This window comes from Agrobacterium sp. CCNWLW155, assembly GCF_036888815.1.
Lineage (GTDB): Bacteria > Pseudomonadota > Alphaproteobacteria > Rhizobiales > Rhizobiaceae > Agrobacterium > Agrobacterium radiobacter.
On sequence record NZ_JBAKFW010000001.1, the window covers coordinates 1051771 to 1064729 of the forward strand.

The 12959-nt window shown below is 60.2% G+C and carries 11 protein-coding genes; 3 read left to right on the plus strand and 8 right to left on the minus strand.

Annotation, left to right across the window (positions count from 1 at the left end):
- Positions 1–19 precede the first annotated feature (19 nt).
- The 5 genes from V6S97_RS05355 to V6S97_RS05375 all read right to left on the minus strand — a co-directional run bounded on the left by V6S97_RS05355 (position 20) and on the right by V6S97_RS05375 (position 6670).
- Positions 20–1129 carry an endonuclease/exonuclease/phosphatase family protein gene (locus tag V6S97_RS05355; protein ID WP_334426221.1) on the minus strand — a complete coding sequence of 370 codons (1110 nt, stop codon included), beginning with the start codon at positions 1127–1129 and terminating at the stop codon, positions 20–22.
- Between the two features lie 267 nt (positions 1130–1396).
- Entirely contained in the window at positions 1397–2422 is a 1026-nt protein-coding gene (locus V6S97_RS05360; RefSeq protein WP_003507595.1) for an ABC transporter ATP-binding protein, read from the minus strand.
- Positions 2410–4104, minus strand: a complete 1695-nt coding sequence (locus V6S97_RS05365) for an ABC transporter permease (protein WP_060726381.1) — start codon at positions 4102–4104, stop codon at positions 2410–2412. The genes V6S97_RS05360 and V6S97_RS05365 overlap by 13 nt, the downstream gene beginning before the upstream one ends.
- Positions 4105–4113: 9 nt before the next feature.
- The gene (locus tag V6S97_RS05370) at positions 4114–5097 is read right to left on the minus strand and encodes an ABC transporter substrate-binding protein (protein WP_060723369.1); all 984 of its coding nucleotides are present in this window, start codon (positions 5095–5097) and stop codon (positions 4114–4116) included.
- A 328-nt stretch (positions 5098–5425) separates the two neighbouring features.
- The gene (locus V6S97_RS05375; RefSeq protein ID WP_060726383.1) at positions 5426–6670 is read right to left on the minus strand and encodes an aminotransferase-like domain-containing protein; all 1245 of its coding nucleotides are present in this window, start codon (positions 6668–6670) and stop codon (positions 5426–5428) included.
- A gap of 273 nt (positions 6671–6943) precedes the next feature.
- On the opposite strand from V6S97_RS05375, the gene V6S97_RS05380 reads away from it, so the two are divergent.
- Both V6S97_RS05380 and V6S97_RS05385 read left to right on the plus strand, forming a co-directional pair.
- Positions 6944–7396, plus strand: coding sequence for an RbsD/FucU family protein (locus V6S97_RS05380; protein ID WP_060726384.1), 453 nt, complete (start codon positions 6944–6946; stop codon positions 7394–7396).
- A gap of 107 nt (positions 7397–7503) precedes the next feature.
- Positions 7504–8535, plus strand: coding sequence for an endonuclease/exonuclease/phosphatase family protein (locus V6S97_RS05385; RefSeq protein WP_080866274.1), 1032 nt, complete (start codon positions 7504–7506; stop codon positions 8533–8535).
- An 81-nt stretch (positions 8536–8616) separates the two neighbouring features.
- On the opposite strand, the gene ilvC is transcribed toward V6S97_RS05385, so the two are convergent.
- From ilvC to V6S97_RS05400, 3 genes are all read right to left on the minus strand, one after another.
- Positions 8617–9636: a ketol-acid reductoisomerase gene (gene ilvC, locus V6S97_RS05390; RefSeq protein ID WP_046798127.1), complete on the minus strand. Its 1020-nt coding sequence runs from the start codon at positions 9634–9636 to the stop codon at positions 8617–8619.
- 49 nt (positions 9637–9685) lie between these two features.
- Entirely contained in the window at positions 9686–10339 is a 654-nt protein-coding gene (locus tag V6S97_RS05395; RefSeq protein ID WP_003507581.1) for a TetR/AcrR family transcriptional regulator, read from the minus strand.
- 402 nt (positions 10340–10741) lie between these two features.
- Positions 10742–11650: an AraC family transcriptional regulator gene (locus V6S97_RS05400; protein WP_082182593.1), complete on the minus strand. Its 909-nt coding sequence runs from the start codon at positions 11648–11650 to the stop codon at positions 10742–10744.
- A 193-nt stretch (positions 11651–11843) separates the two neighbouring features.
- On the opposite strand from V6S97_RS05400, the gene V6S97_RS05405 reads away from it, so the two are divergent.
- Positions 11844–12890, plus strand: a complete 1047-nt coding sequence (locus V6S97_RS05405; protein WP_020811176.1) for an NAD(P)-dependent alcohol dehydrogenase — start codon at positions 11844–11846, stop codon at positions 12888–12890.
- Positions 12891–12959: the final 69 nt, after the last annotated feature.

Genomic DNA, 12959 nt, shown 5'->3' on the forward strand with positions numbered 1-12959 from the left:
GCGGCAGGTTTCGCCTCGCCTATATCAGATCCAGCGTCATGACCACGGGGCAATGATCGGAAGCCTTCGGACGATCCCAACCGGTGCGCGGATAACGTTCGACCTCCTGCCCCGGCGGGAATACCGTCCGGAAAGGCTGTCCATTGCGAATGATTTCGGGCACATGCGTGGCGTTCGTCTCGGCGAGACGCGGCGAAAGCCAGATATAGTCGAGCTGGCACAGATGCTGCTCCTGAGGACCGCGGGAATGATAAAGCGTCCAGCGGTCCATGACATCACGGCGCATCATCGGATTGACCACGAAATCATCGGCCGTAAAAACATCAAGCGCGCTGCGCTCCTCCTCGATCGGCGCAAAGCTGTAGCCGCTGCGCCGGTCGCCGGAAATCGCAATACGCTCCTGATAGTCGTTCATATCACCGCAGATCGCGAAGTTCTTGTTACGGCTATTGCCGACACCCCAGCGGTTTTCGATGATGCGGCGAACGGCCATGGCCTCCGCCTCGCGGATCGGCATGGTGGCAAGCCGCGCATCGACCGGATCGCGGGAATTGGTCATGGATTTGAAATGCGTGACGTAGAGCGTCAACGGTTTGCCGCCGATCCTCAAATCGATTTCCAGACAATCCCGTTTGAAAATCTTGTCATCGATCTGGTTTGTGGCGGCCAGCGCAGGATTGAAGAGAGCGAGATTGCGATAGGTCAGCGCCGCATGGCTCTTGATATCGACCACCTCGATCTTGTCGCCGTCTCGCGTTTCCTCGCGCATGACGACGGCGACATCGATACCGCGACTGTCATTACCCTCGACCAGATATTTCTGCAGGTAGCCATTACCGACCATGCGGTAGAGATAGCCATATTCGAAGGCCTGCAGCGCAGCCATGTTGTCGACTTCCTGCAGGCAGAGAATGTCGGCATCCGCATCGGCGATGGCGAGCGCCGAAAGCTGCCGCGTATCGTCGGTGGACGAGACCATCCGTGCGCTTTCCAGCGCCTGATAGGTTGCCTCATCCCTGATATCGAAAAGCTGGATCGCCCTGTCGCGCCGCGTCTGGTTGCGAAAGCCGGTGAAATCGAAACGGGTGAGGAGATTTTCGATATTGAAGGTGGCAAGTCGAAGCGACATGAATCAATCCTATTGCTGCGGGGAAAGCTTAGCCGGTGTCGCACCGTATCACCAGTAGCCTGAAACACATCGCGTTTGACCAGATTGGCCCACAGAGGTGCCGTCAGGACTCCATACGCCAGTACATCTTCCATCCTCATTCCTGTGCTTGTCAGAGGAATCCGGCCGACGTGCGTCCGCGCGGCGGGGAGATTCCTTTCAGCCCAAAGACTTGGGCTGGCTGGATCCCTGTAACAAGCACAGGGATGAGGAGACGTCATTTTCAGGCTAAAGCCGCCACGCTGCACGAATGGCGACCGGCAACCGATCACCGATCGCAACCGCTTCCCGTGAATAGGCCCTGATCGCCTGCCCGTCCGGCAGATCGAGACGCAGGGCATAACGCTCGCCCTCGTAAAGAACCGAGGTGACGGTGCAGGTAATCCCCTCAGCATCCCGCACCACATCCTGCGGCCGCACCAGAATATCCATCTGCGATGCTGCTCCGCTCTCCATCGCCGCACGAAGCCCCGGCCAGTCGAGATCCCGCGAAGCGCCTTCCCGCAAGGGCACCGTCAGGATCGCCCCCTGCCCCACCAGAGAACCGACAAGCCTGCCCTCCGGCCGAGCATAAAGCTCCGCCGGCGGCGCGACCTGCAGCAGCTTGCCATGCGACATGACCGCGACATCAGTTGCGAGCGCCATGGCTTCGGCCTGGTCGTGGGTAACATAGATCATCGTCGCGCCGGAGCGTGCGTGAAACTCGCGGAAAGTCTCCTCCATCTCCTGCCGCAGATGGCGGTCGAGATTGGCGAGCGGTTCGTCAAGCAGCACCACATCGGGCTCGGTGACGAGGCAGCGGGCGAGCGCCACACGCTGCCGCTGCCCGCCCGACAATTCGGCGGGACGGCGATCGGCAAAGCTTTCGAGGCGAACGGCGGCCAGCGCCTGTCGCACCTTCTCGCGATATTTCTCTCCCGAAATACCGCGCACCTTCAAGGGATAACCGGCATTGTCGGCGACCGACATATGCGGCCACAGCGCATAGGACTGGAACACCATCGCCATGTTGCGCCGCTCCGGCGGCACCATGCTGCCGGCATCGGCCAGCACCCGCTCGCCGAGCAGGATGGAACCATCAGTCGGCTGTTCGAACCCGGCGATCATGCGCAGCACCGTCGTCTTGCCGCAACCGGAAGGTCCGAGCAGCGCCAGGAAACCGCCATCACGCACCGTCAGCGACACATCGTCAACGGCTGGCTTCGATCCCGCACCAAAACTTTTCGACAGGCGGTTGAGAATCAGTTTCGCCACGGGACGACTCCTTTCGGCAGATAGCGCCCCAGAATTTCGAGCAGCAGCATGAGAAAAATCACCATGATGACAACGAGCACCGAAAGCGCCGAGGCGAGATCGAAGCTGCCGCTGTCATCGAGGTTGTAGATGAGGACGCCGAGCGTCTGCGTGCCAGCCGACCACAGCAGCGCCGAGACCGTCAGTTCATTGCAGGCGATCAGAAAAACGAGAATGACGGAAGCGCCTGCCGCCGGCCCGACCAGCGGCAGGATTATATCCTTGAGCCGCCTCCAGAAACCCGCGCCGGACAGCCGCGCCGCCTCTTCCAGCGATGGATCGAATTGCAGGAAGGCGCTGACCATCGGTTTCAGGCTGACCGCGAAGAAGGAGGAGAAATAGGCGAGCAGGATGATCCAGATCGTGCCGTAGAGCGTCACGCCGAGGAGCGGGATCGGGGCCGCGAAAAGCAGCACGAAGGAAACGGAAATAACCACGCCCGGAAGCGCATAGGGAATATCCACCAGCGCCGAGAGCAGGAACATGAAGCGGCTCTTGCCACGCACGAGGAAGTAGGCCGTCAGCACCGTCACCGCCAGCAGGCAAAGTGATGTGGCAGTCGCCAGAAACAGCGAATTACGGAAGGCCGTGCGGGTCACGCTCTGCCGGTAAAGCAGTTCCTCATAGGCATGCAGTGTCGCGGTCTTGAGGCTGAGCGGCACGCCGTAGGCGGGCGCGAGCGAACTTGCCACCAGTGCCGCAAGCGGCGCCACCAGCATGAAGAACAACACGAGCCACAGGGCAAGCTCCGCCGGCACCCGCCACCGCGCCAGCCCAAAAGTCGCCGCCTTGCCGGAAAGGCCGATGATGCGATAGTCCCTGCCCTTCATCGCCCGTTCCTGCAAAGCAAGCCCGGCCACGGAAATGATGGCGATCATGGTGGAGAGAATGGCGATATCGCCGAAGGTGCTGGTGCCGAAACTGGCGAAACGGCTGTAGATCAGCGTCGGCAGGGTAAAGATCGAGGCGGGAATGCCGAGGATCGCCGGAATGCCGAAATTGCCGACATTGGACACGAATGAGATTGCCGCCCCGGCGATCAATCCCGGTGTCGAAAGCGGCAGGATGATATCGAACAACACACGGCGCGGTGAAGCACCCGAGAGCTTGGCGGCCTCGATACCATCCTGTGGCAAGGCCAGCAGACCCGCGCGCAGCGACAGATAGACGAGCGGCGCATGCTGCACGCCGAGCAACAGCGCGATGCCGGCAGTGGAATAAAGCGGCTGCGGCGATCCCATCGCCGGCGCAAGGCCGATGGCCTTCAAAAGCGTGCTTGACGGGCCGGTCATGCCGATCCACGACAGCGCCGTCACCTGCGGCGGGATCATCATCGGCAGCATGAACAGAAAGCTCAAGATCGACTTGCCGCGTATGTCGCAGAGCGTCAGCGAAAGCGCAAAGGCGCCGCCGATGCCAAGCGAAATCAGCATGCCGAAAAACGAGGTGGAAAGCGTGTTCAGCGCCGCATCCCACAGGGCCGGATCGGCCAGAAGTCGCCATATGTCACCATTGAGTGACGAAATGATGCCGGTATAGGCGAGCCGCCCGAGCGGCAGGGCGCTCAGCGCAAAAACAACGCTGACCACAAAAGGAAACAGCCAGCGCGGCTGGCTGCTTCCATAGGCATTGGAACGGGTCATTCCGCTTTATCAGCCCTTAGAGCCGAAGATATCGGAGAAGGTCTTCAGGTCCTGTTCGGAGTTCTTCAACGCATCAGCAGCGTTGAGCGGCAGAACCTTGAGCTTGTCGCGGGCCGGGAAACCTTCCGGCATGCCGGCGTCGGCGCGCGCGGGAATGTAACCGAGCTTGACGAAGCCCTGCTGGCCCTTTTCGGAAAGCACGTAGTCAACGAACTTCTTGGCTGCTTCCTCGTGCTTGGTGCCCTTGATGATCGCGACCGGCTCGGTGACAGCAGAAACGCCCTCTTCCGGGAAGACGAACTCGACCGGCGCGCCCTTGGCCTTTTCGCGGATCGGCATGTAGTCGACGACCACGCCATAGGCCTTTTCGCCCGATGCGACGGACTTCAGGACCGCGCCGTTGCCGCCGCCGGCAATGGCTTCATTGGCCTTCAGCTGCTTGTAATAATCCCAGCCGAGGTCCTTAACGGCGGCGATCGTCTGCGCATGGATCAGCGCGGCACCCGAGGTCAGCGGGCTCGGCATCGTCACGAGACCCTTGGCTTCCGCCTTCGCCAGATCCTTCCAGCTGGTCGGCTTCATCGCGGCAGCGGTATTATACATGATGCCTGTCGTGATGAGCTTGGTGGAATAATAGAAGCCATCCGCATCATAGAGCGAGGCATCGATATTCTTGGCTTCAGGGGACTTGTGAGCCAGAAGCTGGCCGGCCTGCTTCATGCGCTCCAGCGTTACCGTGTCGGCGATCAGCAGCACGTCGGCAACCGGATTGCCGGCATTGATCTCGGCCATCAGCTTGGCCATGATCTTCGGCGTCCCGTCACGCACCCATTCAACTTCGAGACCCGGATTGGCGGCCTTGAAACCATCAACGGTCGCCTGCGCGTCCTCGTTCGGCTGGCTGGTATAAAGCACCAGATCGGCGGCATTGGCGGCTGTGGCGATGAAGCCGAGCGATACGATGGCGGTGAAAGCGGAGAGCAGCGTTTTCATGGGTCCAGTCCCTGTTGTTCGGTGGGACCGCTAAAACATGATTGCATAACATGTATGTGACAGGCAGGATTTTAGAGGTGTAATCCCTAGGGTTCGTCGGGATTGAGAGTAACAATGCTCCTTGGCGCTTGCGGCTTGCCCCCCTCTGCCCTGCCGGGCATCTCCCCCTCAAGGGGGGAGATCGATTTGCGGCAAGGTTTCGCCTATCTCAACGCTTTAGAATGAAGTGGCAGGCGAGCGTCTTGCCGATCTCCCCCCTTGAGGGGGAGATGCCCGGCAGGGCAGAGGGGGGGTGAAGCCGCAACCTCTGTAACTGCCGGAAAGTCACTCAAATCGCCGGAACCACCTCGCCCGTAGTTGCCTGCGCGGTCGCGATCAACCGCCCAAGCCGCTTCATGCCTTCCTCGATCATCGCCTCATTGGCGCAGGAGAAGCTGATACGCAGCGTATTCGTGCCGGAACCATCCGCGAAGAAAGCGCGGCCAGGAACGAAGGCGACCTTTTCTGTGGCGATGGACTTCGCCAGAAGTGCGGCGCCATCCATGCCTTCCGGCAAGGTAACCCAGATGAACATGCCACCCTCGGGCTTCGTCCAGCGCGTGCCCTTCGGCATGTACCTGTCAAGCGCCGCCAGCATCGCATCACGGCGGGCGCTGTAAGCAGCCTTGATCTTGGCAACCTGTTTGTCGAAGCCGCGCGAGGCGACCCGTTCGATGGCGATCTGGTTGATTGTCGAGGAATGCAGGTCGGCGGCCTGCTTCATCAGCACCAGCTTGCGGATAACAGGCGCAGACGCGACGATGTAGCCGACGCGAAGGCCGGGTGCGAGCGTCTTGGAGAAACTGCCGCAATAGATGGTGCGGGTATTCTCGATGCCGCCCGAGCGGGCGATATCGAGCGCCATGATCGGCGGAACAGCCTCGCCATCGTAACGCAGCGACTGGTAAGCAGCGTCTTCGATGACGGCGATGTCAAGCTCATCGGCCAGCGCCAGAACCTTTTCGCGGCCGGCCAGATCGACGGTTTCCCCGGTCGGATTGGAGAAATCGGCCGAGAGATAAGCGAACTTCACCGCGCCGCCGAGCTTGGCCGCGGTTTCGCGGTATGCCTCGGGCGTGCGGTTGCCGCCGGGGTTCAGCTGGTCGTAATTCGGCTCATAGGCGTTGAAGGCGGAAAGGGCGCCGAGATAGGTCGGCCAGGTGACCAGCGCTGTATCCTTCGGCGACAGGAACAGCTTGCCGAGATAATCGAGACCCTGCTGCGAACCGGAAACGATGAAGACGTTATCGGCAGTGCATTCGATGCCGATGTTGTCCATCTCGCCGGCCAGCCATTCGCGCAGCGGCTTGTAACCTTCGCTCACCGAATATTGCAGCGCTGCATTGACCTGCGCGCCGGAAAAAATTTCCGCGTAAGCCTGCTGGAATTCCTCTGCGGGGAAAAGAGCCGGGTCCGGAATGCCGCCGGCAAAGGAGATGATATCGGGCTGCTCGAGCAGCTTCAGCAGCTCGCGGATTTCAGACGCTTTCATGCGCGAAGAGCGCGTGGCGAAAATTTGTTCCCAATCAAGCATGGGTACGTTTCCTCTTGTGTCGTTTTTATGCGTGCATCTTTACAGAAATGTCGATACGTCAGCAATACTGACTTATCAGTTTTTCGAATTATTTCTGCCTCCCTGCACATTGTCCGCAACCGGCCCCTCTTGAGGCCCGATTTTGCGGACAAAGCCAAATACACCCTTGCGCAAAGCTTCACAATCACACCTTTGCGATTGACGCGACATGGTTTTCCGGCTGGATTGCGCGCGCGCCGCAACGCGGCGAAAGCATCATGGGAGTTTGACGACATGCTGAAAAATATCGACCCGGCGCTGAACGCCGACGTTCTGCACGCGCTGCGCGCCATGGGTCACGGCGATACGCTGGTGATCTCCGACACCAACTTCCCTTCCGATTCGGTTGCCCGCCAGACGACTGTCGGCAAGGTGCTGCATATCGACAATGTCTCTGCAGCCCGCGCCATGAAAGCCATCCTGTCCGTCCTGCCGCTCGACACGCCGCTGCAGCCCTCGGTCGGTCGCATGGAAGTGATGGGCGCGCCCGATCAGCTGGAGCCGGTGCAGGCCGAGGTGCAGAAGGAAATCGACGCGGCGGAAGGAAAATCCGCCCCCATGTACGGCATCGAACGCTTCGCCTTCTACGAAAAAGCCAAACAGGCCTATTGCGTCATCACAACAGGCGAAACCCGGTTCTATGGCTGCTTCCTGCTGACGAAGGGTGTCATTCCGCCGGCCGAATAAGGCCGGGAACCGGAAAATTCGCCAGCCGCCGGCCTTCATGACAATTTCAAGTTGTTGTGGCAAAAACTTCCACTAGGCTTGAAAAACCAACCGGAGGTGTGCGGATCATGACCCAATATGTCCTGGCGTTCTGGAATGTCGAAAACCTGTTTGCGCCGGAGGGCTATCCGGCGCGCGAGCCGTGGATTGCCGAGCGGCTGAAGAACGATCTGAAAGGCTGGACAGAGGACCTGTTCAGGACCAAGGTCAGGCAGCTCGGTCTGATCATAAGTCAGATCGGCGGTGCGGGACCGGATCTGCTCGGTGTGTGCGAAGTCGAGAACCGTTTCGTGCTGGAGACGCTGGCGGAACATCTGAACGACCTCATGCCCACGCGCGCCTATCGCGTCGTGCACGCCGATTCCAGCAAGGACCAGCGCGGCATCGACACCGCCTTCATCTACGACAGCAAAAAGCTGCTGATCAACGAAAACGAGATTTTCAGCCATTTCGTGATGCGCCGCACCGGCACACGCGACATTACCCAATGCACCTTCATCACCAAGGGCGGCCGCCAGCTTATCGCGCTCTCCAATCACTGGCCGTCGCGCTCGGGCGGCGCGGTGGAAAGCGCCGGTTTTCGCATGACCGCCGGTGAAACGCTGGGTTACTGGCACCAGCGGATCAGGGAAGAGAAAGGCAACGACATCGCCGTCATCGCTTTCGGCGATTTCAACGACGACCCTTCCGATGCATCGCTGCGCTATCACGCCAATTCCACCCGCGAGCGCGACGATGTCGAAAGCTCGCAATCGGCCATGTTCTACAATCTCACCTGGAATTATCTGCGCCAGCCGGTGGTGGATTCCGTCGGCACGGCAAGAACGATCTACGGCACGCTCTATTTTAACGGAGATGCCAATATCTTCGATCAGATCCTCGTCTCCCGATCACTTCTGAGCGGCAGCAGCGGCTTCAAGGTGCACGAGGAAACCGCGAAAATCGAAGCGATTGCCGCCATGGTCAGCCATAGCAAGAACGAGGGACCGATCCGCTTCGGTCTTTCGAAAGGCGATGCGGTCAAAAACGTCAATCTCGGCGGATTTTCCGATCACTTCCCGGTTTCGGTGGTTATCGAGGAAGACGACGCGATCGTGTGACCGGGAGCCCTCTCAGCCGGACAATACAGAAAAGGCCGGAGCTTTCGCCCCGGCCTTCCAATCTTCCACCAGCAATGAAGCTTAGTTGACAGCCTTGTCGACCAGCTTGTTCTTGCCGATCCAGGGCATCATGCCGCGCAGCTTTGCGCCGACTTCTTCGATCTGGTGGGCGTCGTTGTTGCGACGGATACCCTTGAAGCGTGCGCCGCCAGCCTTCCATTCCTGCATCCACTCGGAGGTGAACTTGCCGGTCTGGATGTCGTGCAGAACGCGCTTCATTTCAGCCTTGGTGTCGGCAGTGATGATGCGCGGACCGGTGACGTATTCGCCCCACTCGGCCGTGTTGGAGATCGAGTAGTTCATGTTGGCGATGCCGCCTTCATAGATCAGGTCAACGATCAGCTTCACTTCGTGCAGGCACTCGAAATAGGCCATCTCAGGTGCGTAACCGGCCTCGACCAGGGTTTCGAAACCGGCGCGGATGAGTTCAACGAGACCGCCGCACAGAACGACCTGTTCGCCGAAGAGGTCGGTTTCGCACTCTTCCTTGAAGTTGGTTTCGATGATGCCCGAACGGCCGCCGCCAACGCCGCAGGCGTAGGAGAGAGCGAGTTCAAGCGCGTTGCCCGAAGCGTTCTGGTGAACGGCTACGAGGCAGGGAACGCCGCCGCCCTTCTGGTATTCGCCGCGAACCGTGTGGCCGGGGCCCTTCGGTGCAATCATGACGACGTCGAGCGATGCCTTCGGCTCGATGAGGCCGAAGTGAACGTTGAGGCCGTGTGCGAAAGCGATCGCTGCGCCGTCACGGATGTTGCCGGCGATGTCGGCCTTGTAGATGTCAGCCTGGAGTTCGTCCGGCGTCGCCATCATCAGGAGGTCGCCCCACTTGGCGGCTTCGGCAACGGTCATGACCTTGAAGCCGTCGGCTTCCGCCTTCTTGACGGTCGGCGAACCGGCCTTCAGAGCAATGACGACGTTCTTGGCGCCGGAATCCTTGAGGTTCAGCGCATGGGCGCGGCCCTGGGAGCCGTAACCGACGATGACGACATTCTTGGACTTGATGAGATTGAGATCGGCATCACGATCATAATAAACGCGCATTTTATGGTCCTTCCCTAATGCTTGTCTCTCAGTTGTCTGAACCGGAATCTCAGGCGGGTTTGCCGCTGAGTTCCGAATGTACCTTTTCCGTGCCGTAGAGGGTCAGAAAGGCGACGACCGCCTTCTTCGCCCGGGCGGAAAAATCCTTGTCCGGCGCCTCGCCCAGCAGCATGCGCACATGCAGATCCGAAACGATGAGACCGTAAAAACTGCGATATGCCTCCTCGGCATCATCGAAACGCAGGTAACCCGAACGGCGACCCGCCTCGATCAGCCCGCGGGCGCGGCGGTCGATCTGGCGACGGCCGCGTTCCAGCAGCAGATCGCCGAGCTTCGAACCGTCACGGCTCGCCTGCCCTATCGCCAGACGGTTGAGCGCCAGCGACACGTCGCCCGCCAGCACATCAAGCAGATCATGCGCGAAAACCTCGAGGTGATCGGCAAGCTGCGGCGCAGACACGCGGTCGCCCGCCTTTTCGAAGGTGCGGACCTTGCTTTGCTGAAAGGTGATCATTGCTGCCAGCAGGCCATCGCGATCACCGAACCACTTGTAGAGGCTTTCCTTGGAACAGTTGGCCGCACGCGCCAGACCGGATGTGGTGAGCGCTTTCTCGCCGCCCTCGACCAATAGACGCAATGCCTGATCCAGAACGGCGTTCTGGCGCGGCGAAAATTCCTGCGCTGTGATCGGGTCGGAAGCCAAGTCTTTTCCACTCCAGGGGCTCGATTAATGTACCGTACGGTACGGTTCGAGCGCCATTTAAGCGGAGGCAGCGTTGGGGTCAAGCGGATTCTTCGGGGAGAATGAGAATTGACGCGGTGCGGTGAAGCGTGAATGCCGGCCTGGGAGCTTTACCAGGAAGTTTTGTGTTGATGGCGGATCGATGACGGGTGTGGCTATACCCCCCTCTGCCCTGCCGGGCATCTCCCCCTCAAGGGGGGAGATCGGCAGGAGGCCCTACCAGCGCTCCATTCGCAAACGTTGAGATGGGCGAGACCCAACCACGAGTCGATCTCCCCCCTTGAGGGGGAGATGCCCGGCAGGGCAGAGGGGGGTATAGCCACACCCACCATCAATCCACTAACCGACGCAGAACCTCCCAACCTACCCAGCCACGCTGATCTCACGCGAGGCATCGATATCCCGCGACGGCGACAACCCGTAAAAGCGACTATATTCACGGCTGAACTGCGAAGGGCTCTGGTAACCGACGCGATGTCCGGCAGTGCCCGCATCCAGCCGCTCCAGCAGCATCAGCCGGCGCGCCTCATGCAGGCGCAATTGCTTCTGGTACTGAACCGGCGTCATGGCCGTGATCGTTTTGAAATGATGATGGAAGGAGGACACGCTCATGCCGATATGCTCCGCAAGATCCTCGACGCGCAGCTGGCGCGCGAAATTCTCGCGCAGCCAGGCAATGGCGCGGGCGATCCGGTTGCCGTGGCTGCCGGCCGCGATGATGTTCATCAGCTGCCCACCCGCCGGTCCGGTCAGGATGCGGTAGAGGATTTCCTGCTCGATCAGCGGCGCCATTGCCGCAATGTCCGCCGGGCGGTCGAGCAGGCGCATCAGCCGGATGGCCGCATCGAGCAGCTCCGGCGTGGCGGCATTGACGACGATGCCGCGCTGCGCGTTCGCCGGCTCCGCAGGCGGGTCGATAGGCACGCGCCGCATGAGATCGAGCAGCTTTTCACTATCGATCGCAAGCGCGATGCAAAAATGCGGAACCTCCTTGCTCGCCTCCACCACGCGCCAGGCAACCGGCAGGTCAAGCGATGTCAGGAGATAGTCGCCCGCACCGTAATTGATGGTGTCCGTTCCCAGCTGGACGCTTTTCGATCCCTGGATCACCAGTGCGAAACAGGGGCGGTAGCTGCCGTGGCACGGCGCGCTGGGCGTCGTGCGTCGGCTGATGCCGAGAGATTCGATCGCCGTCTGCACCTCGCCGTCGCTTGTGGCATATCGCGCGGCGATGGAGGCGATCTCCTGATAGAGATTAAACGGCAAGGACATAGGGGAATTCCCTTAACTGAAGGAGGAAATGCAGCGGATGTCATTTATCTAGAAAGCCTCCCGGCCCGCGCAAAGAGCACGCCCGCATATTTTTGCAGGATCGTGCAAAAAGGCTGGAGGATCGCTCTAACGCCTTCCCAAGCTTCCGTCGCATATTCCGCCGTCACTTCCCCACCCCCGAAAGGATATTCAGATGGCTATAGCAAGAGGTTACGCTGCGACCGACGCGTCAAAGCCGCTTACCCCGTTCACCTTCGAACGCCGCGAGCCGAACGATGACGACGTCGTCATCGACATCAAATATGCCGGCATCTGCCACTCGGACATCCACACCGTCCGCAACGAGTGGAAGAACGCCGTCTATCCGATCGTTCCCGGCCATGAGATTGCCGGTGTCGTGAAAGCCGTCGGCTCCAAGGTCACGAAGTTCAAGGTCGGCGACCACGTCGGCGTCGGCTGCTTCGTCGATTCCTGCGTCGGCTGCGCCACCCGCGATCTCGACAACGAACACTACATGCCCGGCCTCGTCCAGACCTATAACGACGTCGATCCCTTCACGAAGACAGCCACCCATGGCGGTTATTCCGACTCGATCGTCGTCAAGGAAGGTTATGTCCTGTCGATCCCGGACAACCTGCCGCTCGATGCTTCCGCACCGCTTCTCTGCGCCGGCATCACGCTTTATTCGCCGCTGCGCCGCTGGAACGCCGGTCCCGGCCAGAAGGTCGCGATTGTCGGCATGGGCGGCCTTGGCCACATGGGCGTCAAGCTCGGTGCGGCCATGGGCGCGGATGTCACCGTTCTTTCCCAGACACTGTCGAAGAAGGAAGACGGCATAAAGCTCGGCGCGAAGGACTATTACGCCACCAGCGACGCCTCGACCTTCGAGAAGCTGGCCGGCACCTTCGACCTGATCATCTGCACGGCTGGCGTCGCAATCGACTGGAACGCCTATCTCGGCCTCCTGAAGCCCAAGGGCAGCATGGTCGTGGTCGGTGCGCCGGAACATGCGATCCCGGTTCACGCCTTCTCGCTCATCATCGGCGCGAAGAACCTGTCGGGTTCGATGATCGGTTCGATCAAGGAAACCCAGGACATGCTGGATTTCTGCGGCGAGCACAACATCGTCTCGGAAATCGAGACGATCAACATCCAGGATGTCAACGAAGCCTATGAGCGCGTGCTGAAGAGCGACGTGCGTTATCGCTTCGTCATCGACATGGCATCGCTCGACGCTTGATCGTTGGATTGGGATAAACGCGCCACATCCGCACGCCGTCACCCCGGACAAGATCCGGGGTCCAGCCAG

Coding starts and splice junctions, on each gene's coding strand:
- V6S97_RS05355 (WP_334426221.1), bottom strand. CDS start 1,129: ATGTCGCTTCGACTTGCCACCTTCAATATCGAAAATCTCCTCACCCGT.
- V6S97_RS05365 (WP_060726381.1), bottom strand. CDS start 4,104: ATGACCCGTTCCAATGCCTATGGAAGCAGCCAGCCGCGCTGGCTGTTT.
- V6S97_RS05370 (WP_060723369.1), bottom strand. CDS start 5,097: ATGAAAACGCTGCTCTCCGCTTTCACCGCCATCGTATCGCTCGGCTTC.
- V6S97_RS05375 (WP_060726383.1), bottom strand. CDS start 6,670: ATGCTTGATTGGGAACAAATTTTCGCCACGCGCTCTTCGCGCATGAAA.
- V6S97_RS05380 (WP_060726384.1), top strand. CDS start 6,944: ATGCTGAAAAATATCGACCCGGCGCTGAACGCCGACGTTCTGCACGCG.
- V6S97_RS05385 (WP_080866274.1), top strand. CDS start 7,504: ATGACCCAATATGTCCTGGCGTTCTGGAATGTCGAAAACCTGTTTGCG.
- ilvC (WP_046798127.1), bottom strand. CDS start 9,636: ATGCGCGTTTATTATGATCGTGATGCCGATCTCAATCTCATCAAGTCC.
- V6S97_RS05400 (WP_082182593.1), bottom strand. CDS start 11,650: ATGTCCTTGCCGTTTAATCTCTATCAGGAGATCGCCTCCATCGCCGCG.
- V6S97_RS05405 (WP_020811176.1), top strand. CDS start 11,844: ATGGCTATAGCAAGAGGTTACGCTGCGACCGACGCGTCAAAGCCGCTT.